General features: G+C 63.1%; 21 protein-coding genes. 14 read left to right on the forward strand and 7 right to left on the reverse strand.

The features are described 5' to 3' along the window. Positions 1–11: 11 nt before the first annotated feature. The gene (locus tag MNR02_RS05660) at positions 12–1,115 is read right to left on the reverse strand and encodes an ABC transporter substrate-binding protein (protein ID WP_370879890.1); all 1,104 of its coding nucleotides are present in this window, start codon (positions 1,113–1,115) and stop codon (positions 12–14) included. 100 nt (positions 1,116–1,215) lie between these two features. Next, the gene (locus MNR02_RS05665; RefSeq protein WP_370879909.1) at positions 1,216–2,097 is read right to left on the reverse strand and encodes a MurR/RpiR family transcriptional regulator; all 882 of its coding nucleotides are present in this window, start codon (positions 2,095–2,097) and stop codon (positions 1,216–1,218) included. Positions 2,098–2,288: 191 nt separating this feature from the next. On the opposite strand from MNR02_RS05665, the gene MNR02_RS05670 reads away from it, so the two are divergent. From MNR02_RS05670 to MNR02_RS05710, 9 genes are all read left to right on the forward strand, one after another. Continuing rightward, on the forward strand, positions 2,289–3,050 hold the full coding sequence (locus MNR02_RS05670) for an N-formylglutamate amidohydrolase (RefSeq protein ID WP_241948393.1): 762 nt from the start codon (positions 2,289–2,291) through the stop codon (positions 3,048–3,050). 134 nt (positions 3,051–3,184) lie between these two features. Further along, positions 3,185–3,694 (forward strand): TRAP transporter small permease subunit, encoded by a 510-nt coding sequence (locus MNR02_RS05675; protein ID WP_241948394.1) that lies wholly within the window; start codon positions 3,185–3,187, stop codon positions 3,692–3,694. Continuing rightward, the gene (locus tag MNR02_RS05680) at positions 3,691–5,013 is read left to right on the forward strand and encodes a TRAP transporter large permease subunit (protein WP_241598323.1); all 1,323 of its coding nucleotides are present in this window, start codon (positions 3,691–3,693) and stop codon (positions 5,011–5,013) included. Before MNR02_RS05675 ends, MNR02_RS05680 begins: the two co-directional genes overlap by 4 nt. A 133-nt stretch (positions 5,014–5,146) precedes the next feature. Further along, positions 5,147–6,202, forward strand: coding sequence for a TRAP transporter substrate-binding protein (locus MNR02_RS05685; protein WP_241948395.1), 1,056 nt, complete (start codon positions 5,147–5,149; stop codon positions 6,200–6,202). Positions 6,203–6,276: 74 nt separating this feature from the next. After that, a complete protein-coding gene (locus tag MNR02_RS05690; RefSeq protein WP_241948396.1) occupies positions 6,277–7,647 on the forward strand; it encodes a glutamine synthetase family protein in 1,371 nt (456 codons plus the stop codon). A gap of 118 nt (positions 7,648–7,765) precedes the next feature. Continuing rightward, positions 7,766–9,151: an aldehyde dehydrogenase family protein gene (locus MNR02_RS05695; protein ID WP_241948397.1), complete on the forward strand. Its 1,386-nt coding sequence runs from the start codon at positions 7,766–7,768 to the stop codon at positions 9,149–9,151. Then, positions 9,148–10,293 (forward strand): iron-containing alcohol dehydrogenase, encoded by a 1,146-nt coding sequence (locus MNR02_RS05700; RefSeq protein ID WP_241948398.1) that lies wholly within the window; start codon positions 9,148–9,150, stop codon positions 10,291–10,293. The genes MNR02_RS05695 and MNR02_RS05700 overlap by 4 nt, the downstream gene beginning before the upstream one ends. 218 nt (positions 10,294–10,511) lie before the next feature. Further along, positions 10,512–11,219: a ParA family protein gene (locus tag MNR02_RS05705; protein WP_241948399.1), complete on the forward strand. Its 708-nt coding sequence runs from the start codon at positions 10,512–10,514 to the stop codon at positions 11,217–11,219. 253 nt (positions 11,220–11,472) lie between these two features. Continuing rightward, positions 11,473–12,996 (forward strand): globin-coupled sensor protein, encoded by a 1,524-nt coding sequence (locus tag MNR02_RS05710; protein ID WP_241598344.1) that lies wholly within the window; start codon positions 11,473–11,475, stop codon positions 12,994–12,996. A gap of 364 nt (positions 12,997–13,360) precedes the next feature. Here the strand turns inward: MNR02_RS05710 and MNR02_RS05715 are convergent, their stop codons facing one another. After that, positions 13,361–14,776: a L,D-transpeptidase gene (locus MNR02_RS05715; protein WP_241948400.1), complete on the reverse strand. Its 1,416-nt coding sequence runs from the start codon at positions 14,774–14,776 to the stop codon at positions 13,361–13,363. A gap of 229 nt (positions 14,777–15,005) precedes the next feature. On the opposite strand from MNR02_RS05715, the gene MNR02_RS05720 reads away from it, so the two are divergent. Next, positions 15,006–15,860: a DUF4432 family protein gene (locus tag MNR02_RS05720; protein WP_241948401.1), complete on the forward strand. Its 855-nt coding sequence runs from the start codon at positions 15,006–15,008 to the stop codon at positions 15,858–15,860. A gap of 70 nt (positions 15,861–15,930) precedes the next feature. Next, entirely contained in the window at positions 15,931–16,269 is a 339-nt protein-coding gene (locus MNR02_RS05725) for a TIGR01244 family sulfur transferase (RefSeq protein ID WP_241948402.1), read from the forward strand. Positions 16,270–16,413: 144 nt separating this feature from the next. Here the strand turns inward: MNR02_RS05725 and MNR02_RS05730 are convergent, their stop codons facing one another. From MNR02_RS05730 to MNR02_RS05745, 4 genes are all read right to left on the reverse strand, one after another. Next, positions 16,414–18,063 carry a thiamine pyrophosphate-binding protein gene (locus MNR02_RS05730; RefSeq protein WP_241948403.1) on the reverse strand — a complete coding sequence of 550 codons (1,650 nt, stop codon included), beginning with the start codon at positions 18,061–18,063 and terminating at the stop codon, positions 16,414–16,416. Further along, positions 18,060–19,256: a CaiB/BaiF CoA-transferase family protein gene (locus MNR02_RS05735; protein ID WP_241948404.1), complete on the reverse strand. Its 1,197-nt coding sequence runs from the start codon at positions 19,254–19,256 to the stop codon at positions 18,060–18,062. The genes MNR02_RS05730 and MNR02_RS05735 overlap by 4 nt, the downstream gene beginning before the upstream one ends. A gap of 162 nt (positions 19,257–19,418) precedes the next feature. Next, positions 19,419–20,363, reverse strand: a complete 945-nt coding sequence (locus tag MNR02_RS05740; RefSeq protein WP_241948405.1) for a DMT family transporter — start codon at positions 20,361–20,363, stop codon at positions 19,419–19,421. Next, positions 20,360–21,319, reverse strand: a complete 960-nt coding sequence (locus MNR02_RS05745; RefSeq protein WP_241948406.1) for an alpha/beta hydrolase — start codon at positions 21,317–21,319, stop codon at positions 20,360–20,362. The genes MNR02_RS05740 and MNR02_RS05745 overlap by 4 nt, the downstream gene beginning before the upstream one ends. Before the next feature lie 175 nt (positions 21,320–21,494). Here MNR02_RS05745 and MNR02_RS05750 point away from each other — a divergent pair, with 175 nt between their 5' ends. From MNR02_RS05750 to MNR02_RS05760, 3 genes are all read left to right on the forward strand, one after another. Beyond that, positions 21,495–22,259: a ribonuclease gene (locus MNR02_RS05750; protein ID WP_241948407.1), complete on the forward strand. Its 765-nt coding sequence runs from the start codon at positions 21,495–21,497 to the stop codon at positions 22,257–22,259. Between the two features lie 109 nt (positions 22,260–22,368). After that, positions 22,369–24,018, forward strand: coding sequence for an energy-dependent translational throttle protein EttA (ettA, locus tag MNR02_RS05755; RefSeq protein ID WP_241598371.1), 1,650 nt, complete (start codon positions 22,369–22,371; stop codon positions 24,016–24,018). Positions 24,019–24,225: 207 nt separating this feature from the next. Continuing rightward, on the forward strand, positions 24,226–25,233 hold the full coding sequence (locus MNR02_RS05760; RefSeq protein ID WP_241948408.1) for a metalloregulator ArsR/SmtB family transcription factor: 1,008 nt from the start codon (positions 24,226–24,228) through the stop codon (positions 25,231–25,233). The last annotated feature ends 1 nt before the right edge of the window (position 25,234 follow it).

A 25,234-nucleotide genomic window follows, 5' to 3' on the forward strand; every position in this document is an offset into this window, starting at 1 on the left:
TGAGGGGCGTATTACTCTACGTTTGCGCCGACGACGCTGTCCCACCCGCCGGTGACTGCAGCCTTGTTGGCGTCAACTTCCTCGAGCGTCGGGAAGTAGGCCTTTTCATAGGAAGCCGCCGGCGGCAGGGCGTCAATCAGGTCCTGCGGAACCTTGCCAGCCTTGACCATGGCGTTGAAGCGTGCCGGATGGCAATAGCCCTTCAGCCAGCCGAGCTGGCCGTCGTCGGAATAGAGGTGTTCCATCCACAGCTTGGCAGCGTTCGGATGCGGCGCGTAGGCGGAAATCCCTTGCACGTAGACGCCGGCCAGAACACCCTTTTCCGGAACGACGACTTCGGTCGGCGGGTTGCCGTTCAGCGTCTTGGCCCAGCCGAGCGCGTTGTAATCCCACGCGACGATGATCGGGGTCGAGCCCTGCGCCAGCGTGCCGGACTTGCCGGTGACCGGAACGAAGTTGCCTGCCTTGTTCATTTCAGCAAAATAGGCAAGGCCGGCCTCACCAGCTTCCTTCCCGGACTTGGCGTCTTTGGCAAGGCCAGCGGCGAGAACGCCAAGAATGGCCTGGTTCGACGTGCGCGGGTCGCCGGCGAGAGCGACCTGGCCGGCATATTCCGGCTTCAAGAGGTCGGCCCAGTCCTTCGGCGTATTGGCAACAAGGTCCTTGTTCACGAAGAACGACATGACGCCGTAGTAGTCACCGTACCAGTAGCCTTCAGCGTCCTTGATGCTGTCGGGGATTTCGTCCCAGGTCGAGACCTTGTAGGGCTGCAGCAGGCCGTCGGCCTTGGCCTGCGGGCCGAAGGCGAGGCCGACGTCGATCACGTCGGGCGACTGCGGGCCCTTGTTGTCCTTGTTGGCCTTGATGGCTTCGATCTCGTCGGCCGAACCGGCATCCGGGTTCAGTTCGTTGACCTGGATTTCCGGATACTTCGCCTTGAACGACGCGATGACGTCGCCGTAACCGCACCAGTCGTGCGGCAGGGCGATGGTGGTGAGCATGCCTTCCTTCTTGGCCGCTTCGATGAGCTCGGCGCTCGGCTCGGCAAGGGCGAGCGAGGGAAGGGCGATCGCCAGCGCGGTGGAGAGCGAGAGCAGACGTTTCGTAGATGACATCACGGGTGTTCTCCTTTTGTGTGTCAGTCAACTTCGGCGAAGCTGATACTGGTGGCGCATGAACCTTATGTGACAGTTCTGTATCGCTTTTTTCTTTTATTTATCGTGGTTTGTCGGTGACCTCCGGCCGGGGCTTGCGAAAAAGCCGGCTGGCCTCGAACAGGCCCTCCAGCGTCTTCATTCGGTCGCTGGTTTCCTCCCAGCCCGAACTCTGGACGGCCTCGATCAGCGCCTCGACGATGAACAGCGTCACGACGGAGGAATCCCAGGCGGAGGGCGCCTCGATATGCACGCGGAAAACCTTCGCGGCGGCCTTGGCTACCGGCGAGGCCCACTGGTCGGTGAAGAGCACGATTTCCACGCCGCGCTCGCGCGCCACGCGGCCGAGCGTCTCCATCTCCTGCTCGTAACGGCGGATATCGAAGATCACCAGCACGTCGCCGGCCTTCATGTTCAGCACGTAATGCGGCCAGGATGCAGGATTGGCGGCGATCTGTGTGACGTTGGGGCGGATGACCTGGAGATGGGTGAACAGATAGTCCGCCAGCGCCTTCGTGATGCGGCCGCCGATGATGTAGATGCTGCGCTGGCGGTCGGCCAGAAGGGCGCTTGCGCTGTCGAAGTCGGCGGTCTCCACCTGAGAGAGCGTCTGACGCATATTGTTCATGATCGCGTCGGCGAAGCGGTTCAGGATATGGGTACCGGGCGCATTCGCGGCCCAGCGGTCATGCTTGGTTATGGGGTTGGAGAGCGTCGCCTCCAGTTCGTGGTGCAGGCGCGTCTGAAAATCCGGGAAGCCGCGAAAGCCAAGCTTCTGCACCATGCGGGCGACGGTGGGTGTCGATACGCCAGCATTATCCGCCACGGTGGTGATGCTGCCCAGCCCGGAGACCGGGTAATTGTCGAGCAATGATGTTGCGAGCTGCCGTTCGGCGCGTGTCAGCGCATCGAAGTGGGCAGCGATAACATCCGACACCGTCATAGATGCTTGATTGAGTGTCAAATTTTTCCCCTGCAGCCCCGGTCTCCGCCAGGGTTTCAACGATAAAACGCCCTGTCACAATTCGAGTCAAATGTTTTTTTGAAGAGATTTCTTCACGCGACGGTTGACAGCGGCTGTTGAGTGAAGAATTCTTTTCAGTAACGATAAAAGCCGGTCGAGGGGATCAGGCTATGGGAATTCTGACTGGAGAGGAGGGCGACCCCGTCGCCCTGGAGAATGCTGTTGCGCAGGGCCGGGTGATCCTGGTGTGCGAACACGCATCGCGCCTGCTACCGGCGTCGCTCGGCACACTCGGCCTTTCCGTCGAGGCGCTTGCCAGCCATATCGCCTGGGATCCCGGCGCGCTCGCGGTTTCGCGGCTGATGGCGGAGCAACTCGACGCTACGCTGCTGTTCCAGCGCTTCTCCCGTCTCGTCTACGATTGCAATCGCCCGCCGGAATCGCCGGCCGCCATGCCCGAGAAGAGCGAAGTCTTCGACGTGCCCGGCAATGTCGGCCTCGACCAGGCGGCGCGGGATGCCCGAACGCACGCGCTCTATATTCCCTTCCGCGATACGTTGCGCGACCTTGTGGAGGCGCGGATTGCGGCGGGCAGGCCACCCGTCATCGCGACGATGCACAGTTTCACGCCGGTCTATTTCGGCCAGCCGCGCGATGTCGAGATCGGCATCCTGCACGATGCCGATGCGCGCCTCGCCGATGCCATGCTGGCGGCCGCAGGGACCGAAGGCCCCTATACCATTCGCCGCAACGAGCCCTATGGGCCGGATGACGGCGTGACGCACACGCTGCGGGAGCACGGTCTGTCCAAGGGCCTTCCCAATGTGATGATCGAGGTCCGCAACGACCTTATTCAGGACGAAGCCGGTCAAGAGGTCGTGGCCGGCTATCTGACGGGACTGCTCGGCGCGGCCCTGTCGGCAATTCAATAAAAAAGACCTGGGAACGAACGGCCCGTGGAAACGGAACTGAAAACGAACTGGAGAGGCGAAGCGAATGCTTGCGTTATCGCAATGGAGGGATGGTCCGGCTGAGAGACCCGGCGCTGCCGACGGAGGCAGAGACCATGCCTGATATCATCAAGAGCTATGTACGCTTCGTCGACACGTTCAACCGGCGCGTCGGCATTGTCGCGATGTACCTGATCTTCGCCATGTTCGCGATTCTGCTCTACTCCTCGCTGTCCAAGGCTTTCCGCCTGCCGGCAAACTGGACGCTTGAATCCGCGCAGTTCACCATGGCCGCCTACTATATGCTGGGCGGTGCCTTTGCCATGCAGACCGGCGACCACGTCCGCATGGACCTGTTCTACGGCACTTGGTCTGTCCGCAAGCGCGCGATCTTCGACATGGTGACCAGCATCGCGCTGATCGTCTTCCTCGGGTTCATGCTCTATGGCGGCATTTCCAGCACGACCTACGCCATACAGTTCAAGGAAAAGAGCTTCACCGCCTGGGCGCCCTATATGGCGCCGATCAAGATCGTCATGACATTCGGAGTGTTCATGATGCTCGCACAGTCGCTCTCCTCGCTCTTCAAGGATATCGCCGAATTGCGGGGAAGGCCGATCGCATGAGCTATGAATTCATCGCAATCACGATGTTCGCCGGCATGATGGTGCTGCTGCTCACAGGGCAGCGCGTCTTCGCCGTGATCGGCTTCGTCGGCGTTGTCGCCGCCTTCCTGCTGTGGGGCGAGGGCGGCTCAGAGATGGGCTTCTCGTCTGCCATGAAGCTCGTCAAATGGTATCCGATGCTCACGGTGCCGATGTTCGTTTTCATGGGCTACATGCTCTCGGAATCGGGCATCGCCGAGGACATGTACAAGGCCATCCATGTCTGGATGGGGCCGATCAATGGCGGTCTGGCGCTCGGAACCGTCGGGCTCATGGTGATCATCTCCGCCATGAACGGGCTGTCGGTCGCCGGCATGGCGATCGGCGCGACCATCGCGTTGCCGGAACTGCTGCGTCGCGGTTATGACAAGGTCATGATGACGGGCGTGGTGCAGGGCGGCTCGACGCTGGGCATCCTGCTGCCGCCAAGCGTGGTGCTGGTGCTCTACGGCATGATCGCCCGCGTTCCGGTCGGCCAGCTCTGGCTTGCCGGCCTTCTGCCCGGCCTGATGATGGCGGCGCTGATGGCGATCTACGTCTATGTGCGCTGCCGTGTAAACCCGGCGCTCGGTCCGGCGCTGCCTCTGTCGGAGCGCAATGTGCCGTTCCGCGAGAAGGTGCGGCTACTTTCGGCCGGCATCGTTCCGCTCGGCATCTTCGTGCTCATGATGTGGCTGTTCCTCAGCGGGATCGCGAGCCTTGTCGAAAGCTCGGCCGTTGGCGCGATCTCCTCGGCGCTCGTCGCCTGGTGGCGTGGCCGCCTCAGCGCCCGGCTGTGGAACGATGTGCTGCAGAAGACGCTCGGCATCACCTGCATGTTCATGTGGATCCTGATCGCCTCGCTCTGCTTCGGCGCCGTGTTCGACGGTCTTGGTGCGGTGAAATCGATCGAGCGTTTCTTCCTCGGCGACCTCGGCCTCGAGCCCTGGCAGGTGCTGGTTCTGATGCAGCTCTCGTTCCTGGTCATGGGGATGTTCCTGGACGATACCGCGATGCTCGTCATCGTCGCACCGCTCTACATTCCGCTGGTGCAGAAGCTGGGCTTCGATCTCGTCTGGTACGGCGTGCTCTACACGATCACGTGCCAGATCGCCTACATCACGCCGCCCTTCGGCTACAACCTGTTCATGATGCGTGCGATGGCGCCGCCCGAAATCGGGATGCGGGACATCTACAAGTCGATATGGCCCTTTGTCGGGATCATGGCCGCAAGCCTGATCATCATCGGCGTGTTCCCGGAAATCGCGACATGGCTGCCGAACAATTACTACAGCAAATGACCGGGTTCCCGGCGGTGGGAGCCGCCGGGCATTCGATGGACACCACGAGGCCGACAGAAGAAAAAGGATTTTCCGACCGGGATGAACGGCCTGCCCGGCACCAGAAGAGTTATATAACCAGAGGGATAGAGACATGACGAACAGACGGCAATTTCTTACGCGCGCCGGCGCGGTCACCATCGGTGCGGCCGGAGCCGCCACGCTGGCGGCACCCGCAGTCGTGAAGGCCCAGACGGCCATCAAGTGGCGCTTCCAGACCTATGCGGGCGCGGCGCTCGGCGAACACGTCACCAAGCCGATCATCGACGCGATCAATTCCGCGGCGCAGGGCGAACTGGAGATTGAACTCTACTTCGCCGACCAGATCGTCCCGACCGGCGAGCTCTTCCGCGCGCTCCAGGCCGGTACGATCGACGCCGTGCATTCCGACGACGACTCCATGGCCTCGCCGGCGGATGTCGCGACCTTCGGCGGTTATTTCCCGCTCGCCACCAAGCAGATCCTCGACGTACCCGTCCTGTTCAAGCAGTACGGTCTCGCCGATATCTGGAAGTCCTCCTATGAAAAGGTCGGCGGTGTCGTATGGCTGTCGTCCTCGGGGCAGGACCCGTGCCACTTCAACACCAACAAGGCGATCACGTCGCTCAAGGATCTCGATGGCCTGCGTCTCTATACATTCCCGACGGCCGGCCGCTTCCTGACCCAGTTCGGCGTCGTGCCCGTCACCATTCCCTACGAAGACGCGCAGGTGGCCGTTCAGACCGGCGAACTCGACGGCATGGCCTGGTCCGGTATCACCGAGGACTATACGGTCGGCTGGGCCGATGTGACGGACCACTTCCTGACGAACAACATTTCCGGTGCCTGGATCGGCTCCTTCTTCGTCAACGAGAAGAAGTGGGCGGAACTGCCCGATCACCTGAAGAAGCTGGTCATGACGGCCATCGAGGCCGGCAACAACTACCGCGACCAGTGGTACTGGGGCGGAGAGGCGAAACTGCGCGCCGAGGGTACGAAGCTGAAGCTCACCAGTATCCCGAGCGAAGAATGGAAGGCCGTCGAAGATGCGGCGAAGGTGTTCTGGAAGGAAATCGCCGAACAGGGCGAGACGGCCGCCAAGGTCGTGAAGATCTTCGAGGACTACAACGCCATCATCAACAAGGCCGGCCCGCCCTACGTCAACGGCTGATGCCACAATGCTATCGAACCGGGCCCGCCAAGGCCCGGTTCATCACGACGCCATAACCCCGCAGGACCACCCCGATGACTGTGCGCTATACATTTGACGACCTGAAGAAGGATGTGGCCGAAGGCCGCATCGACACCGTGCTGGCCTGCCTTGTCGACATGCAGGGGCGCCTGATGGGCAAGCGGTTCCACGCGCAGTATTTCGTCGAGAGCGCGTACGAGGAAACGCACAGCTGCAACTACCTGCTGGCGACCGACATGGAGATGGAAACCGTTTCCGGCTACAAATCCACCAGCTGGGAGGCTGGCTACGGCGACTATACGATGAAGCCGGACCTCGAGACGCTGCGAAAGCTGCCCTGGCTGGAAGGCACGGCGATGGTGCTGTGCGATGTGCTTGACCACCATACCCATGAAGAGGTGCCGCATTCGCCGCGCGCCATCCTCAAGAAGCAGGTGAAACGGCTGGAAGCCATGGGCCTCAAGGCCTTCATGGCAAGCGAGCTTGAATTCTACCTGTTTGACCAGACCTTTGATCACGCGCGCGAAAGCGGCTATCGCGATCTGCTGCCGGTCAGCGGCTATAATGAGGACTACCACATCTTCCAGACCACGAAGGAGGAGGATGTCATGCGGGCGCTGCGCAACGGCTTGCAGGGCGCCGGCATTCCCGTTGAAAATTCGAAGGGCGAAGCCTCTCCCGGTCAGGAAGAAATAAATGTGCGTTATGCCGAGGCGGTTACGATGGCCGACCGGCATTCCATCATCAAGAACGCCACCAAGGAAATCGCCTGGCAGCGCGGCAAGGCCGTGACGTTCCTGGCCAAATGGAACTACAACGCCGCCGGGTCTTCCTCGCACATCCATCAGTCGCTGTGGAGCCTCGACGGCAAGGAGGCGAAGTTCTTTGAGAAGGACGCCAAGTACGGCATGTCCGACCTGATGCGGAACTATATTGCCGGGTTGCTCGCCCATGCCAGCGAGATCACCTATTTCCTCGCGCCCTATATCAATTCCTACAAGCGCTTCGTCGCCGGCACCTTTGCGCCGACCAAGGCGATCTGGAGCAAGGACAACCGCACCGCAGGCTATCGCTTGTGCGGCGAGGGGACGAAGGGCATCCGCATCGAATGCCGCGTCGGCGGTTCCGATCTCAATCCCTATCTGGCGATGGCGGCCCTTCTCGCGGCAGGCATTGCCGGCATCGAGCAGAAGCTGGAACTGGAGGCCCCCTTCGAGGGCGACGCCTATGGCGGCAAGGATATTCGCGAAATCCCCAAGACGCTGCGCGCGGCGTCTGCGGTGCTGAAAACGTCCAGCATGCTGCGCGAGGCCTTCGGCGACGACGTGATCGACCACTATGTCCGCGCGGCCGAATGGGAGCAGGAAGAGTATGATCGCCGCATCACCGACTGGGAGGTGGCGCGCGGCTTCGAGAGGGCGTAAGGCTCAAGCCAGTCAAGGTCGAACCGACCCCGGCTTATAACCCTTCAGGGATATTTGCCGCGTGGCCGGATCGGCTATTGTCGGGCGGAAACTTCATATCGGAAACAGGAAATCGATCATGACCGTGATCAAATGCATATCCCCCGTGGACGGCTCGGTTTACGCCGAGCGTGAGGCGATGCCGCTGGCGACCGCACAGGCGGCCGTGGCCCGCGCGAAGAAGGCGCAGAAAGCCTGGGCCAAGCGCCCGCTCGACGAGCGTATCCAGCTCGTCCTGAAGGGCGTTGCCCGCGTCAACGAAATGGCCGACGAGATCGTGCCCGAGATCGCCTGGCAGATGGGCCGCCCGGTGCGTTACGGCGGCGAGTTCAAGGGCTTCAACGAGCGCTCGAACTACGTGGCCGAGATCGCCGGCTCGTCGCTGGCGCCGATCGTCATCGAGAATTCCGAGCGTTTCGAGCGCCGCATCGAGCGCGAGCCGCACGGTATCGTCTTCGTCATCGCGCCGTGGAACTATCCCTATATGACGGCGATCAACACGATTGCGCCGGCGCTGATGGCCGGCAATGTCGTGATCATCAAGCACGCCGCGCAGACGCTGCTCGTCGGCGAGCGGCTGGTGCGCGCCTTCAACGAGGCCGGCGTGCCGGAAGACGTGTTCCAGAACGTCTTCCTCGATCATGACACGACCTCGGCGCTGATCGCTGGCAACGCCTTCGATTTCGTCAATTTCACGGGCTCCGTCGAGGGCGGTCGTGCCATCGAGCGTGCCGCCGCAGGAACCTTCACGCCCGTCGGTCTCGAACTGGGCGGCAAGGATCCGGGCTATGTGATGGAGGACGCCGATCTCGACGCCGCCGTCGACACGCTGATGGACGGCGCGACCTACAATTCGGGGCAGTGCTGCTGCGGCATCGAGCGCATCTATGTCAACGAGGCGCTCTACGACGAATTCGTCGAGAAGTCGGTGGCCTGGGTTTCGAACTACAAGCTCGGCAACCCGCTGGACCCGGAAACCACGCTCGGCCCGATGGCGCACAAGCGCTTTGCCGCGACCGTTCGCGCGCAGATCGCGGATGCCGTTTCGAAGGGCGCCAAGGCTCTGCTCGATCCCAAGCTGTTTCCGGCCGATGACGGCGGCGCCTATGTCGCCCCGCAGATCCTCGTCGATGTCGATCACTCCATGGAATTCATGACGGAGGAGACCTTCGGTCCTGCCGTCGGCATCATGAAGGTGAAGAGCGACGCCGAAGCGCTCGCGCTCATGAACGACTGCAAGTACGGCCTCACCGTCTCACTGTGGACGAAGGACAGCGAACGCGCCGCCACCATCGCCCGCGATCTGGAAACCGGCACAGTGTTCCAGAACCGCGCCGACTATCTCGATCCGGCGCTGTGCTGGACGGGCGTGAAGGAAACCGGCCGAGGCGGCTCGCTCTCCGTGATCGGCTTCCACAACCTGACCCGCCCGAAATCCTACCACTTCAGGAAAGCACTCGCATGACCATCACCGCCAACTGGAGCTATCCGACCGCGATCAAGTTCGGGGCCGGGCGCATCAAGGAACTGGCCGACCACTGCAAGGCCGTCGGCATGAAGAAGCCGCTGCTGATCACCGACCGCGGCCTCTCGACCATGGCGATCACACAGGGCGCGCTCGACATTCTCGACGCGGCTGGCCTCGGCCGGGCGATGTTCGCGGAGGTCGATCCGAACCCGAACGACAAGAACCTCGAAGCCGGCGTCAAGGCGTTCAAGGACGGCGGCCATGACGGCGTGGTCGCCTTCGGCGGCGGTTCCGGCCTCGACCTCGGCAAGGCCGTGGCCTTCATGGCCGGCCAGACGCGGCCCGTCTGGGATTTCGAAGATGTTGGCGACTGGTGGACGCGCGCCAATTCCGACGGCATCGCGCCGATCGTTGCTGTGCCAACGACCGCCGGCACCGGCTCGGAAGTCGGCCGCGCTTCTGTCATCACGAACTCCGAGACACACACCAAGAAGGTGATCTTCCACCCGAAGTTCCTGCCGTCGGTGACGATCTGCGATCCGGAACTGACGGTCGGCATGCCGAAGGTCATAACGGCTGGAACGGGCATGGATGCCTTCGCCCATTGCCTGGAAGCCTACAGCTCGCCGTTCTATCACCCGATGAGCCAGGGCATTGCGCTGGAAGGCATGCGCCTCGTCAAGGAATACCTGCCGCGCGCCTACAAGGACGGCACGGATATCGAGGCCCGCGCCCATATGATGTCGGCCGCCGCCATGGGCGCGGTTGCCTTCCAGAAGGGGCTCGGCGCGATCCACTCGCTGTCGCATCCGGTTGGTGCGATCTACAACACCCATCACGGCATGACCAATGCCGTCGTGATGCCGCCGGTCCTGACCTTCAACCGCCCGGCCATCGAGGCGAAGATTGCCAGCGCCGCCGCCTATCTCGGCATTGCCGGCGGCTTCGACGGCTTCTTCGACTATGTGCTGCGGCTGCGCGAGGAACTCGGCGTTCCCGACAAGCTCTCGGCGCTCGGCGTCGGAACGGACAGGATCGACGAAATGTCGGAAATGGCGATCGTCGACCCCACCGCCGGCGGCAACCCGGTGGAACTCACGCTCGAGGCTGCCAAACGGCTCTTCAGCGAGTGCATCTGACTTCTCACCCGTGACAATTGATAGAAGCCCGGAAAGCCTTGGTTTTCCGGGCTTCTTCGTTTTCCGGACCCGACTTTTCACCCGCTTCCCCATCTTGAAGGTGCGGATATTTGCATTTCGTTAACCCTGTTTTGAAAGATTCGATTAACCGACGCCATTCCCTTCCGGCGCCTTGAAGAGAGCGATGACGCCGCTCAACCGCATCCATGAGGAACGCCATGCCAGTCATCACATTCGCCAATGCCAAGGGCGGCGCGGGCAAGACCACCGCAGCGCTGATCCTCGCGACCGAGCTTGCAAGCCAGGGATATCGCGTCACGATCCTCGATGCCGATCCGCAGCGCTGGATCAGCCATTGGCACGAGGTTACCGGCCGCCAGCGCAACATCGACGTCATCTCCGAAGTGTCGATGGCATCCCTACAGGGCCACATCCGCGAAAACCGGGATACGACGGACTATTTCGTCATCGACCTCGCCGGTGCGCGCGATGCGCTCGTGGCCACCGCCATCGGCCTTTCCGACCATGTGATGATCCCCGTGCAGGGCTGTGCGATGGATGCGCGCGGGGCCGCACAGATCCTCGACCTGCTCGGCCAGCTTGCCGAGAAGGCGGGCATCCGCATTGCCCATTCCGTGGTGCTGACGCGGATGAACGCGCTGGTCACCACCCGCGCCATGACCGCCATCAAGACGCTGCTGTCGGCAAAGGGCGTGCATGTGCTGGATACGCCGATTGCAGAGCGCACGGCGTTCCGCGACATCTTCGACTGTGGCGGAACGTTTGCCACGATGGACCCGGCCAAGGTGAGCAATCTCGACAAGGCGCGTGAGAATGCACGGCTTCTTGCGCAGGAGGTGCTCCGGCTCGTGCCGGCGCGTCGTCGCAGGACGGGTGGCTCCGGCATGTCCCGGTTGGCAGCCTGATGAAGGACATTGATGGAATACAGGAACGGCTGCGACGATTTGTGAAGCCAGATCATATGGATAATCGCGTGGAGCGGTAATCAACAATTTACCATGGGCATCTAAGAGTGGCGCATCAGAAAGCCTCCACGGAAGGCCCTGTGCCTTCTGAAAAACCCATGATGGGTGCGGGCTCTTGCATGCCGTCAGGCCTGCGTCCCGATGGAACAGTGCTGCTTTTCACATTCTCCATTTTTGCCGGGGTATTTTCAGTATGAAGTCCTTATCGCCCACTGCCGGACCTAATCACGATATTGCCCGTCGCCTCGACTATCTCGGCCTGGATGCGGCCGCGCTGGAACGGCTGCGCAGCCTGAAGCCTTTCATCGAGAAGGAGCTCGGCACGGCGCTGGACAAGTTCTATTCCGTCGTGCGCAACAGCCCGGAAGTGAACCACCTCTTTTCGAACGACGCCCATATGAACCGGGCGAAGACCGCGCAGCTCGGGCACTGGGCCAATATCGCCGCGGGTGACTTCACCGGCGACTACGCCGCAAAAGTGACGACGATCGGTCACGTTCACGCGCGTATCGGGCTTGAGCCGCGCTGGTATATCGGCGGCTATGCGCTGATCATCGAGCACCTGCTGACGGAGTCGGTTCGCTCGCTCTGGCCGAAGCAGGGCCTGTTCGGCCGTCAGGAAATCAAGCCGGAGGAGTTTTCCGCCCGGCTCAGCAGCCTCATCAAGGCGATCTTCCTCGACATGGACCTGTCCATATCGGTCTACATGGATACGTCCGACGTCGCCAAGCAGCAGGCGGTGCAGGCACAGGTTCTCGCCGACGAGCGCCAGCTCGTCAGCGATGCCTTCGGCGCGGCACTGAAGCGCATTTCGGACGGCGACCTGACCGCACGCATCACCGGCCCGTTGCCGGAAGCCTACGGCGCGTTGCGCGAAGATTTCAACCACGCCATTTCGGCCCTGTCGCAGGCAATCGGCAATATCGGCGTCGGCGCGGGATCGATCCATCTCAGCGCGCGCGAAATCGCCTCGGCGTCCGACGACCTTGCCAAACGCACGGAACGGCAAGCGGCCAATCTCGAGGAAACGGCGGCCGCCGTCGAGCAGGTCACGACCACCGTTCGCCAGACCGCGCAGAGCGCCAACGAGGCCAATGCGCTGGTGATGGCCGCGCGCGACAATGCACAGCGCAGCGGCGAGGTGGTGGAAGAGGCGATCACCGCCATGGGCGAAATCCAGGCGTCGTCCGCCGCCATCGCCAATATCATCGAGGTCATCGACGAGATCGCCTTCCAGACCAACCTGCTCGCGCTCAATGCCGGCATCGAAGCCGCGCGCGCCGGCGAGGCGGGCCGCGGTTTCGCCGTCGTCGCTTCGGAAGTGCGTGCGCTCGCGCAGCGCTGCGCTGATGCGGCGAAAGACATCCAGAACCTCATCGCCAAGTCGCATGGGCAGGTGGAGGGCGGCGTGCGCTCGGTCAACGAGGTCGCTCAGTCGCTGCGCCAGATCGTTTCGCAGGTCGTGGAGGTGAGTTCGGTGTTCAACACCATTCGCGCCAGCACCGCCGAACAGGCGACCGGCCTCCAGGCCGTCAATCAGGCGGTCAACGCCATGGACCAGATCACCCAGCAGAATGCCGCCATGGTCGAGCAGGCCAATGCCGCGAGCCAGGCGCTGACCCAGGAGGCCGCCTCCATCGCCGCGCAGCTCTCCACCTTCCGCACCGACGGCACCGCGCGACCGGCGCAGGGTTCGGGCTATACCCGCGCGGCCTGAACCGCATCCTTCGACGAAAGGCCGGGCAGAGACCCGGCCTTTTTTTCTGCATGCGGGTCTTCAGAAGGTCCATCAACTTGCCGTTCCGCGGCAGCGTGGCACGTCCCAGAAGGCGATGAGATCGGCGGCGAGGGGCCGTGATGGGAAGCGTGGTGGCGAGGCTGAGGCTAAGCAGGTCCGACCGGAGTTTGTGGGCATTGATCACCGAAGAAGGGCTTTCGCCCCTTTGGAACGGGATGAGCGCACTTTCCGGGTGAAGTCAGCCGATTTCAGGCGGCGTAATGGCAGGGTGTTTGTTTCGCCGTTATGCTCGAAAGAAAAAGCCGGCCAAGAGGCCGGCTCGTTTCCGTTGCTTCCCGATCCGTCAGTCGACGAATTCGACGGTGACACCGGCGCTGGTCATCTTGGCGAGTTCTGTGGCGTCCCAGTTGGTCAGGCGGATACAGCCGTGGCTCTGGGTCTTGCCGATCTTCGACGGCTCGGGCGTGCCGTGGATGCCGTAGGTCGGCTTGGAGAGCGCGATCCACACTGTGCCGACAGGGCCGTTCGGGCCGGGCTGGAGGGTCAGCACCTTGTCGTTGCTGCCCTGCTTGAAATTGATCTTCGGATTGTATGTGTAGCCCGGATTGAGCGCGATGCGCTCGACCGTGACCGTGCCGGATGGCGAGGGGGTGTCGGCCGAGCCGATGCTGGCCGGATAGGCGGCGATGAGCGTGCCGTTGGCATCATAGGCCAAGACCTGCTTGCGGCCCTTATCGGCGAGGATCTTGGCGACCTTGCCGGTCTTCGGCTTGCCGATGTCCACGACCTTGACGAGCGTGCCGGGAATGGTGAAGTCCACGCCCGGATTGATCTCCTTCAGGTAAGCCTCGTCCATATGGAACTTCTCGGCCAGCATTTCCGTGGTCGAGGTGAAGGAGAGGTGCGGCAGGGCCGCCTTGTGGGCATAGTCGTCCGGGATCGACGCCACATAGGGGCCGGCCGCGTCGGCGGCGGTGATCTCGTAGGTGGTGAAGGCCATGCCGCCGGACAGGCGCAGGCGTTCCAGGATGTCGTCGGTATTGTTCGGGTCGAGCGTTTCGCCCGTCGCGTTCTGCCACGCCTCTATGGCCTTGGTGACGTTCGAGCCCTTCTTTCCGTCGATGACGCCCGGCGAGAAGCCCTCACGGTCGAGGAAAACCTGGAGCGCCGTGACCTCGTTGGACGACATCTTGCCGAGCGCCGTGGCGGGCGCGAATTTCGGGCCGGGCACGAACTCCTGGTTGGGATCTGCCGGCAGCGCGGCCATGTCGTCGTTGTTGTTGAATTCGGGCAGGGCCTGCGAGCCGCCGAAATCGGCATCGGGGAGCTGCTGGCGCTCGATGTCGCCCGGCAGCGCCTCGCGCATCTCCGGCACGGATCCAGTCGTTACGTCGTCGCCATAGTCCGAGCCGGGTGCCGGCGGAAAGTATTCAGGGTTGGTTTCGTCATAGCCGCGCACCGGGCGATAGCGGTCGCGACGGGGGCGATAATCATCGCCGCGGGCGAAGTAGCGGTCGGCCGGCATGGCGGTGGCGATGACGTCACCCCACGAATCGACCAGCACCGAGCGGCCGCGATTGTCACGCGTCCAGCGGACGCTGCCATCGTTGGGGACATAGTCGAGAATGTCGCCATCAGGCGAAACGAGAACCGTATCGCGGGGCAGCTGGTGCTGTTGCGCGGCGGCGGGCAGGGTGGCGATTCCGAGAGCGGAGATCGCGGTAATAAGCGAAATGCTTGATTTCAATATCGATTTCACGATCTTAACCTGCCAGACTGCATATATCGCGCGGACGGAACACTTGAATTCAGACCTTAATATGGAAAATCTGAATCGATGGTGAACGTAACGTCAACGCATCGTGCAAATAGTTGTTACCAATGCTGTGAGCCGCCGGAAATATGCGAGCCTCCACGCGCGGCCGGTGGTGTTGCGTGACCGTTCGCTCTAGCATCTCGTCCTCCTCAATCCCTGGCCGGAGCCACTGATGACCTTTGCCCTCACCGCCTCGACGGAAGACCAGGCCTTTTGTCTTGAGCTGACGCCGCAATCGGCACTCGATGTCGGCACCGCCGTGTTTCATGGCGTGGACATCACTCCAGGCACGGCCATACCGTCTGACGGCGATCCTCGTATCGATAAAGCGCTACCCGGCTTTTTGTTCACATGCGGGCCTGATCACATCCGCCACCCCGTGCCGGTGGAGGGGGCGACGGCCGGCCGTCGCTACCCGTTGCACGGGTCGCTGCCCTCCCATCCTGCCCGCGATATCCAGATCGAGGCGGACGAGGACGAGGTGGTCTGCGAGGGACAGGTCGATGTTGGGCTGGCGCATGGCGGGGCGGCGACGCTGTCGCGCCGCTGGCGGGCCGACCGGCTGACCGGCCACATCACGCTTGATGATCTCGTGACGAACACCGGTGAAACGTCCTGGCCGCCGTTCGCGATGTACCACATCAATTTCGGCACGGGGCTATTCGATGCCGATACGCGATTGACCGGCGCCATGCTGCCCGGCGGCAGCGTGCCGTGGCGCTTCGAGGAAGGCGACATGCGGATCTTCTGCGTGTCGGCTGCGGACACGGCTGAGCATGGCTGGGCCGAGATATCGGTCGGGCCGATCGCCGCGCTGGGCGGGCGCAGCGTGCATATCCGGTTCCAGACTGATACGCTGCCCTGGCTTCAGGTGTGGCGCAACCAGTCGCCGGGATGCGCGGTGCTCGGCATCGAGCCGGTATCCCATCGCCTTGCTGCGCGCGAAGAGTTGATCGCAAGCGGCGAGGCGCCGGACTTCGCGCGCGGCGAAAGCATCGGTTATGCACTCTCCTTCGAGGTGCGCTAGCGCATATGATTGACGCTCCCGCGGCACAGGCTTAAACGGTGAGCGCATCTTTTTTGGAAAGGACACGTCCATGGATATCCGCGAGATCAACGACGAATATTCCGTTTCCGGCCAGATCACGGTCGAGGACCTCGACGCGATCGCCGCCATGGGATTCAAGTCCATCGTCTGCCACCGCCCTGACCATGAGGAAGCCGGCCAGCCGGAATTTTCCGCGATTGCCGCGCGCGCCAGCGAACTCGGCATCGAAACGGCGCATGTGCCTGTGGGCCCGATGGGCGTGACGCCGGAGGCGGTCAGGGGGATGGTCGACGCGCTCGACGAACTGCCGCGCCCCATGCTCGGCTATTGCCGCTCTGGCATGCGCTCGACGAAGACCTACGAACAGACCCAGCATATTCGCGGCTGACGCGCGCGGGTGAGGGCAGTCCCCCATCCGCCTTCCGGCGCCTTCTCCCCGCAAGCGGGGCGAAGGGGCATACCGAACCGGTTTCCAGAACCATCACCTATGCAAGGGAATGGCCATCGGGATGCGGGGCCTCCGGCCGTGCGGTTATTTTCCGCCCCGGATATCCGAGAGCGTGCGCATGGGCGTGATCGCTTCCGGGTCGAGTTTCACCTCGATGATCGCCGGCTTGCCGCTGGCGCGCGCGCGCAGGAAGGCTGGCGCGAAGTCTTCCGTCTTCTCCACCGTCTCGCCGTGGCCGCCATAGGCTATGGCGAGCGCCGCAAAGTCCGGGTTGGTGAGGTCGGTGGCGCTCACGCGGCCGGGGTATTCCCGCTCCTGATGCATGCGGATCGTGCCGTAGATGCCGTTGTTGACGACGACGGTGATGATCGGCAGACCGTAGCGCACGGCTGTCGCGAATTCCTGACCGTGCATCATGAAGCAGCCGTCACCGGCAAAGCAGACGACTTCGCGCTCGGGAAAGAGCTGCTTGGCGGCGACTGCCGCCGGCAGGCCATAGCCCATGGAGCCTGAGGTCGGCGCGGCCTGCGTTGCGAAACGGCGGAAGCGATGAAAGCGATGCACCCACGTCGCGTAGTTGCCCGCGCCATTGGAGAAGATCGTGTCCTCGGGCGTGTTTTCCTCGATCCAGGCCATGATAGGGCCCATCTGGACGTCGCCCGGGCCTACCATCGGCGGTGTCGACCATTTCAGATAGGCCTCATGCATGGCTGCCGTGCGGGCGGCCCAGCGCGGGGCGGCTTTCGGGGCGAGGTCATCAAGTGCGGCGACGAAATCGTCGGGTGCGGCGCAGATGGCGAGGTCCGGACGGTAGACACGGCCGAGTTCGGACGGATCGGGATAAACATGGACCAGCGTTTGCTGCGGGTAGGGGCTTTGCAGCAGACTATAGGTAGACGAGGGCATTTCCGAATAGCGGCCGCCGAGGAGAACGAAGAGGTCGGCCTCGCGGATTTCCTTGCCCAACACCGGGTTGATGCCGATGCCGGAATCGCCGGCATAATTGGGGTGCTGGTGGTCGAACAGCATCTGCCGGCGGAACGAGCAGGATACCGGCAGCGACCAGCGCTCGGCGAAGGCGGTGAAATCCGCAACGCTTTTCTGCGACCAGCGCGTGCCGCCGAGAATGACGATCGGGCGCTCGGCCTTTTCGAGCAGGGCGGCAAGTTCGGCCATCTGTTTTGGGCCGGGATGGGCCTCCACCGGCATATAGGCCTTTGCGTCCACGGTCTCGACCGCGTCCCTCAGCATATCTTCGGGCAGCGCAAGCACGACTGGGCCGGGGCGGCCCGAGGTCGCGACGGCAAAGGCGCGGGTGACGAATTCCGGGATGCGACGGGCGTCATCGATCTCCGCCACCCATTTCGCCACCTCGGTAAAGGCGCGGCGATATTCGACCTCCTGAAAGGCCTCGCGTTCGCGCGCGTCGCGCTGCACCTGGCCGATGAACAGGATCATCGGAATGGAATCCTGCCGGGCGATGTGCAGGCCGGCAGAGGCGTTGGTTGCACCGGGGCCCCGCGTGACCATACAGATGCCGGGCTCGCCGGTGAGCCGGCCCCAGCAATCCGCCATCATGGCCGCGCCGCCTTCCTGGCGGCAGACGAGCACGTCGATATCGGTGTCGTGCAGCGCATCAAGCACGGCGAGATAGCTCTCGCCCGGTACGCAGGCAATGCGTTTTACGCCATTGGCGACGAGGGCGTCGACGATCAGCTGGCCACCGGTCTTCATGCGCTTTTCTTTCCGGTTTCAAGGGTTGCGAGTTCGGCCATCACGGCCTCGGTGTGCTCGCCGAGCCGCGGGCTCGGCCGGTCATAGGCGAGGGGTGTGCCGGAAAAGACGATGGGTGTGCGCACGCCGGGAATGATATTGCCGTCGGCGTCCGGCAGGTCGATGCGCAAACCGCGTGCCTTGACCTGCGGATCGTCGAAGGTCTCCGCAATAGAGTTGATCGGGCCGGCGGGCACGCCGTCCCGCTCGCAGGCGGCTAGCAGCTCGGTCTTGGCGATCGTGGCCGTCGCGGCGGTGACACGGCGGCGCACGTCGTCGCGGTGGGCGACGCGCGCGCGGTTGGTGGCGAAGCGCTCGTCGTCCGCCATGCCCTCGAGCTTCAGGATGTTGCAGAGCTTGCGGAACTGCCCGTCATTGCCGACCGCCAGAATGATATGGCCTTCCGCTGTCGACACCACTTCATAGGGCGAGATATTGGGATGGGCGTTGCCCAGACGCGCCGGCGCCTTGCCGGAAGCGAGGAAATTCATGTTCTGGTTCGCCATGACGGCGGACTGCACGTCGAGCAGCGCCATGTCGATGTGCTGGCCCTGACCGGTCTTCATGACATGGATGAGGGCGGCCTGAATGGCCGTGACCGCATAGATGCCGGTGAAGATATCCGCTATGGCGACGCCCGCCTTCATCGGCTCGCCGTCCGGCGCGCCGGTGACCGACATGAAACCCGACATGCCCTGCACGATATAGTCGTAGCCGGCGCGTGCGGCATAGGGACCGTCCTGCCCGAAGCCGGTGATCGAGCAGTAGATGAGCTTCGGATGCTGTTTTGCGAGGCTCGCAAAGTCGAGCCCGTATTTCACGAGGCCGCCCACCTTGAAGTTTTCGATAACCACATCCGCCGTGGCGATGAGGCGGTGAACGGTGTCACGGCCTTCCTCGGTCTTCAGGTCGACGGCGATGGAACGCTTGCCGCGGTTGGTGGAGTGATAATAGGCGGCAGACAGGTTTTCGCCGTCCTTGCCCATCACGAAGGGCGGCCCCCAGGCGCGGGTGTCGTCGCCGCCATCCGGGTTCTCGATCTTGATGACATCGGCGCCGAGATCGGCCAGCGTCTGCCCTGCCCAGGGGCCGGCAAGGACCCGTGCCAGTTCGATGACCCTGATGCCGGCAAGCGGCAGGTTCGACTTGTCCATGGTGCACTCCTCCGCGACGGGCGCATGCATGCCCAACGGGCTTTCAGCCTGTTTTCCCTTGGATAACAAAAAGCCTGCAGGCCGCATAGCGGCGGGGGCGCGGCAGATGATGACGGCTCAGACTGAGTTGATGCCTGGTGCGCGCGCCGCATTTTACTTTCGTCAGATCGGCGTGTTGACCGTCGGGATGGTTGCGGTCTTGCCGACCTGGCGTTCGCGCCAGATGACATAGAGGCCCGAGCTGATGATGATGGCGATGCCGAGCCACTTGATGGCATCCGGCAGATGATCGAACACCCACCAGCCGAGCACCGTCGCCGAGACGATCTCCAGATATTGCAGCGGCGCGAGTGTCGAGGCCGGCGCGGAGCGGTAGGCATAGACCCCGAGCACGCCGGCAATGGTGGCGGCGATCGCGGCGCCGGCAATATAAAGCGTATTCGTCATATCGGGCATGACAGGGGTCAGCATGCCGATGCCGAGGTAGCCGCCAACGGCGAGCAGCAGGCCGGAGAACAGCGCGCCCCAGAAGCCGGCATAGAACTGCATCGACCACGGATCTTCCTTCTGCGCCACGAGCCGGGTGAGCAAGTAGAAGAGCGCGATGGAGAATGCCGCGACGACAGGCATCAGCGCGATGAGACCCACTTCCTGCAGGCTGGGTTGGATTACGAGCAGCGAGCCGAAGAAGCCGACGGCGCAGGCGGTGTAACGCCGCCAGCCGATGGTCTCCTTCAGGACGATCGACCCGAGGATCGTCAGGATGATCGGCTCGACGAAGAAGATGGCGATGGCATCCGCCACCTCCATGACGGCGAGCGCCGTGACGAAGCTGATCATGGTGATCGCCATCAGCAGACCGCGGGCCGCGTGCAGGCCCATCTTGCGCCAGGTCACATCCAGCAGCGTGCCGCGCACCAGGCAGATCGGTGCCAGCACCACCATCTGGAAGAGCAGGCGGACGAAAGTGATCTCGGTGGCCGGCACGGCGGTGACGGCGAGCTTGGCGAAGATATCGATGACCGGGGAAACCAGCACCGAGAGAACCATGAGCAAGAGGCCGAGGCTCACCTCGTTGCGCAACGGTGTTACGGCAGACGTGCTCATGCGGCTTCGGGGCTCCGGCGTTTCTTTTCCGCCACGCGCCGGCACCAGCCGGCAAAGGCGTCCACGGCCGGGTCGCGCAGGGGCGGGATCTCGTTCAGTGTCTCGTGGCGCATGCCGGGATAGACGATCATCGTCACGTCCTCAAGCCGTGATTTTTCAAGCCGCGCTGCGAAGGCGCGCGTCGCCTTGCCGTGGTCCGTCGCCGGATCCTCCCCGCCGCCGACCAGATGGATCGGCAAGGCTTTCGGCAGGCGCCCGAGCCCCTCGGCGGAAGCGCCGGCGAAGGTGACAGCGAAGATGTCAAGCCACATGGAGACATTCACATCGAAGCCGCAGAGCGGATCGGCGATATAGGCGTCCACCTCGACTGCATCGTGCGACAGCCAGTCGAAGGGCGTGCGCGCGCCGGCGATGCTTTTGCCCCATGCGCCAAACGTCAGGCGGGGCAGAATGCCGCTCGGCACATCGGACCCTTTCAGCATGCGTTCCGCGGCCAGCACGACCTGGGCGACCCGCCCGGCCGTCCCCGGTTCCAGGTTGGAATTCCACACGGCCAGCGCATCGATATCGCCCGGATGGGCCTCGGCATAGGCGAGCGCGAGCAGCCCGCCCATAGAGTGGCCGAAGAGCACGAGGGGCAGGCCCGGATGCCGGCTGATGGTCAGGTCGCGGACCGCGCGCATATCCTCCAGCACGCGGTCGATGCCGTTCTTCGGCGCAAACTGACCACGCGGCGCATCCCGCGCCGTGGTATGGCCGTGGCCGCGATGATCGTGCGCATAGACGTGGAAGCCTTCATGCGCCATGCGCGCCGCGAATGCGGCATAGCGCGCGCTGTGTTCGGCAAGGCCATGGCTCAGAAGCAGGATGCCGCGCGCCTTGCCGCGTGCCGGCGCATGCCGCAACGCAAGCATCGCACCGCTCGGGCTGTTGAGCGTCTGGACTTCGCAAAACACCGGCCATTCCTCCCGTTTGCCCAGAGGACAACGTGATTTCCGCAGGAAAGACAATGGGATGCCGCGTGTAATTTTGGATTCGTTCGCGTTTATCTCGATTTTTGTCCTCTGGGGTTGCATTTTGATGATTTTTGGTTGCATATGATCTTGTTTTGTTCTCATCGGGGAGCCCGTCATGAAGACGATCGTCACCTTGCCTGCTCAGGTCGCATTATCCCTGCTTATCGTTTGTCTCCTTGTTCTCGCTCCGCCCGCAGCATGGGCGCAATCCGCGGTCGCGACGGGCGGCACGCGCGAGGTGCTTTCCGTCGGCTGGCAGGCCGGCTACTGTGCGGCGCGGCCGAAGAGCAAAGGCTGCGCCGGTTTTTCGTCGTCCGGCGATGCGGCACAGCGCTTCTCGCTGGTCGGCCGTTTCCAGCCGCGCAAGAGCTATTGCGGCATCGAGGCCGGCCTGGCGCAGAAGGCAAAGAAGGGGGCATGGACCGATCTGCCTGAGGTCAGTCTCGCATCGGCGACCAAGGACCGTCTCATGGCCGCCATGCCGGCTGCGCGATCCGGTTTCGACCGCAGGCTGTGGCTGAAGAGCGGCAGCTGCGTCGCGGCTTCGGCGGAAGCCTACTATACCCGGTCGCTGGATCTGCTCGACCAGCTCAACGCATCGCCGGTGTTGACCGTCCTTACCCGCAAGGCCGGCGGCACGGTCACGCTAGCGGAGGTGCGCGCGGCCTTCGACACCGCCTTTGGCGCGGGGGCCGGCGAGCGTTTCCGTATGACCTGCCGCAAGGCCGGCAACCGCACCGTCGTCACCGGCCTCACCATTGGAATTGCAGCCGGAGAAGGAACGCTGACAACGCTGATCGCAGGTGCGAAGCCGACGACGTCGCGGTGTACAGAGGGATGGACGGGCATGCCAACGGTCGACCGGGCGTCCTTGCAATAAGACGTCGGCTTATCGCATGTGGCTTGTATGCGCTGGCTTCAAGAGATTGCCGCGGGCGGATAATTCGCCTACATAGCGGGCAAATTTGTCCGACCCGGAGCGCGTTTGCATGGCACGTCAATTCATCTATCACATGTCGGGGCTCAACAAGGCCTACGGCGCCAAGAAAATCCTCGAGAACGTCAACCTGTCCTTCTACCCGGATGCCAAGATCGGTATCCTCGGTCCCAACGGTGCTGGTAAGTCGACCGTTCTGCGCATCATCGCGGGCAAGGACAAGGAATATACCGGTGAAGCCTGGCTCGCCGAGGGTGCGACCGTCGGTTACCTCGAACAGGAGCCGCAGCTCGATCCGGCCAAGACCGCCTTCGAGAACGTGATGGAAGGCGTGGCCGACAAGCAGGCCGTTCTCGACCGTTACAACGAACTGATGATGAACTATTCCGACGAGACGGCGGATGAGGGCGCCAAGCTCCAGGACATCATCGACAGCCAGAACCTCTGGGACCTCGAGCAGCAGGTCGAGATGGCCATGGAGGCGCTGCGCTGCCCGCCGAAGGATTCCGATGTCACGGTGCTGTCGGGTGGTGAGCGCCGCCGTATCGCGCTCTGCCGCCTGCTTCTGTCGCAGCCGGATCTTCTGCTGCTCGATGAACCGACCAACCACCTCGACGCTGAAACCATTGCGTGGCTGGAAAAGCATCTGCGCGACTATCCCGGCGCCGTGATGATGATCACCCACGACCGCTACTTCCTCGACAACGTTACGGGCTGGATTCTCGAACTCGACCGCGGCCGTGGCATTCCCTACGAGGGCAACTACTCCGCATACCTGCAGGCCAAGGCCAAGCGCATGCAGCAGGAATCGCGTGACGAAGCCGGCCGCCAGAAGGCGCTGTCGCGCGAACAGGAGTGGATCGCCTCCAGCCCGAAGGCCCGCCAGGCCAAGTCCAAGGCCCGTATCAAGGCGTACGAGCAGCTGGTCGATGCCGCCGAGAACATCCGTCCCGGCGATGCGCAGATCATCATTCCGGTCTCCGAGCGCCTCGGCAATGTGGTCGTCGAGCTTGAAGGCATCAAGAAGGGCTTCGAAGGCCGCACGCTGATCAACGACCTGTCGATCAAGCTGCCACCGGGCGGCATCGTCGGCATCATCGGGCCGAACGGCGCAGGCAAGTCGACGCTGTTCAAGATGATCACCGGCCAGGAGCAGCCGGATGCGGGTTCCATCCGCGTCGGCGACACCGTCCATCTCGGCTATGTCGACCAGAGCCGCGACACGCTCGACCCCAACAAGACCGTCTGGGAGGAAATCTCCGGCGGTGCGGAAGTCATCAAACTCGGCAAGTTCGACATGAACAGCCGTGCGTATTGTGGCGCCTTCAACTTCAAGGGCGGCGACCAGCAGCAGAAGGTCGGCAATCTCTCGGGCGGCCAGCGCAACCGCGTGCACCTCGCCAAGATGCTGAAGGCAGGCGGCAATGTGCTGCTGCTCGACGAACCGACCAACGACCTCGATACGGAAACGCTGGGTGCACTGGAAAGCGCGCTTGAAAGCTTCGCCGGCTGCGCGATCATCATCAGCCACGATCGCATGTTCCTCGATCGTCTCGCGACGCATATTCTTGCCTTCGAAGGTGACGGCCATGTGGAGTGGTTCGAAGGCAACTTCGAAGACTACGAGCAGGACAAGGTCCGCCGCCTCGGTCCCGATGCCCTCAATCCGGGCAGCCAGTCCTACAAGCGCCTGACGCGCTGATAACTGGTGCCAGCGAGCTTGAAAAACCCCGGTTCTCCGGGGTTTTTCTTTGCCGCCATTAATGGGAAGATCAGTATGCAGCGGTTCACTGCTTTTCCTGCGTGCGGACGCCGGGGCCGGACCGGCGGAACTAGTTCCCATAGATTGGCTCTTGCAACGGCCAAGTTAATCACATAAACATATCTTTATGTCTTGATTGGAAAAGCCATGGGCGACGCGCAGAAACTCGGACTTGATGACATCGTGGAGATCCTGAAGGCCGCCGGCGAGCCGACGCGCCTTCGGCTGCTTGCGCTGCTTTCCCATGGCGACCTGACCGTGACCGACCTGACCGACATTCTCGGCCAGTCGCAGCCGCGTATTTCACGTCACCTGAAGCTTCTCGCCGAAGCCGGGCTTGTCGACCGGTATCAGGAAGGGGCGTGGGCCTTCTTCCGGCTCAGCCAGGGCGGTGCGGCCGTTGCACTGGCGCGGCGTCTGCTGGAGACGGCCGATGAGGCGGATGCGGTTCTGGCGCGTGACGACGAGCGGCTGCGGGTGCTGAAAAAGGTGCGTGCCGACAAGGCGCAGGCCTATTTCAGCCGCAACGCGGCCGACTGGGATGCGATGCGCCGCCTCCATGTCAGCGATGCGGAAGTGGAGGCGAAGCTTGCCGCGATGATCGGCACCGAGCCGGTCGATGCCTTTCTCGATCTCGGAACGGGAACGGGCCGCATTCTCCAGCTCTTCGAAGGGCTTTACCAGCGCGGCGTCGGTGTCGATGCCAGCCGTGACATGCTGGCGGTGGCGCGTGCCAACCTCGACCGCGCGGGCATCACGAAAGCATCCATCCGCCACGGCGACATCTTCAACCTGCCGCTCGAGCGCGACGAGTTCGACGTGGTGACGATCCACCAGGTGCTGCACTTCCTCGAGGAGCCCGAGGCGGCCATCGTGGAAGCGGCGCGCATGCTGGCACCGGGCGGACGCCTCGCCATCATAGACCTTGCGCCGCACGGCCTGGAGCATCTCAGAGACGACCACGCCCATATCCGCCTCGGTTTCTCGCACCAGATCCTTGCGGACTGGATGGAGAAGGTAGGGCTGGATGTCGAGGAGATCGTCGATCTGAAACCGGCGCATTCGGCTGCCGATGCGCTGACCGTGACCATATGGCTTGCCCGCGACCGGCGTGAACCGGCGGCCGGCAAGATTGCAGTTCGCAGAAGGAGTTGAC

The organism is Shinella sp. H4-D48 (genome assembly GCF_022637395.1).
Lineage (GTDB): Bacteria > Pseudomonadota > Alphaproteobacteria > Rhizobiales > Rhizobiaceae > Shinella > Shinella sedimenti.

What these genes read in the sequence shown, in the direction of transcription:
- MNR02_RS05660 (WP_370879890.1), bottom strand. Translation starts at nt 1,115, where the DNA reads ATGTCATCTACGAAACGTCTGCTCTCGCTCTCCACCGCGCTGGCGATC.
- MNR02_RS05665 (WP_370879909.1), bottom strand. Translation starts at nt 2,097, where the DNA reads ATGACGGTGTCGGATGTTATCGCTGCCCACTTCGATGCGCTGACACGC.
- MNR02_RS05670 (WP_241948393.1), top strand. Translation starts at nt 2,289, where the DNA reads ATGGGAATTCTGACTGGAGAGGAGGGCGACCCCGTCGCCCTGGAGAAT.
- MNR02_RS05675 (WP_241948394.1), top strand. Translation starts at nt 3,185, where the DNA reads ATGCCTGATATCATCAAGAGCTATGTACGCTTCGTCGACACGTTCAAC.
- MNR02_RS05680 (WP_241598323.1), top strand. Translation starts at nt 3,691, where the DNA reads ATGAGCTATGAATTCATCGCAATCACGATGTTCGCCGGCATGATGGTG.
- MNR02_RS05685 (WP_241948395.1), top strand. Translation starts at nt 5,147, where the DNA reads ATGACGAACAGACGGCAATTTCTTACGCGCGCCGGCGCGGTCACCATC.
- MNR02_RS05690 (WP_241948396.1), top strand. Translation starts at nt 6,277, where the DNA reads ATGACTGTGCGCTATACATTTGACGACCTGAAGAAGGATGTGGCCGAA.
- MNR02_RS05695 (WP_241948397.1), top strand. Translation starts at nt 7,766, where the DNA reads ATGACCGTGATCAAATGCATATCCCCCGTGGACGGCTCGGTTTACGCC.
- MNR02_RS05700 (WP_241948398.1), top strand. Translation starts at nt 9,148, where the DNA reads ATGACCATCACCGCCAACTGGAGCTATCCGACCGCGATCAAGTTCGGG.
- MNR02_RS05705 (WP_241948399.1), top strand. Translation starts at nt 10,512, where the DNA reads ATGCCAGTCATCACATTCGCCAATGCCAAGGGCGGCGCGGGCAAGACC.
- MNR02_RS05710 (WP_241598344.1), top strand. Translation starts at nt 11,473, where the DNA reads ATGAAGTCCTTATCGCCCACTGCCGGACCTAATCACGATATTGCCCGT.
- MNR02_RS05720 (WP_241948401.1), top strand. Translation starts at nt 15,006, where the DNA reads ATGACCTTTGCCCTCACCGCCTCGACGGAAGACCAGGCCTTTTGTCTT.
- MNR02_RS05725 (WP_241948402.1), top strand. Translation starts at nt 15,931, where the DNA reads ATGGATATCCGCGAGATCAACGACGAATATTCCGTTTCCGGCCAGATC.
- MNR02_RS05730 (WP_241948403.1), bottom strand. Translation starts at nt 18,063, where the DNA reads ATGAAGACCGGTGGCCAGCTGATCGTCGACGCCCTCGTCGCCAATGGC.
- MNR02_RS05735 (WP_241948404.1), bottom strand. Translation starts at nt 19,256, where the DNA reads ATGGACAAGTCGAACCTGCCGCTTGCCGGCATCAGGGTCATCGAACTG.
- MNR02_RS05740 (WP_241948405.1), bottom strand. Translation starts at nt 20,363, where the DNA reads ATGAGCACGTCTGCCGTAACACCGTTGCGCAACGAGGTGAGCCTCGGC.
- MNR02_RS05750 (WP_241948407.1), top strand. Translation starts at nt 21,495, where the DNA reads ATGAAGACGATCGTCACCTTGCCTGCTCAGGTCGCATTATCCCTGCTT.
- ettA (WP_241598371.1), top strand. Translation starts at nt 22,369, where the DNA reads ATGGCACGTCAATTCATCTATCACATGTCGGGGCTCAACAAGGCCTAC.
- MNR02_RS05760 (WP_241948408.1), top strand. Translation starts at nt 24,226, where the DNA reads ATGGGCGACGCGCAGAAACTCGGACTTGATGACATCGTGGAGATCCTG.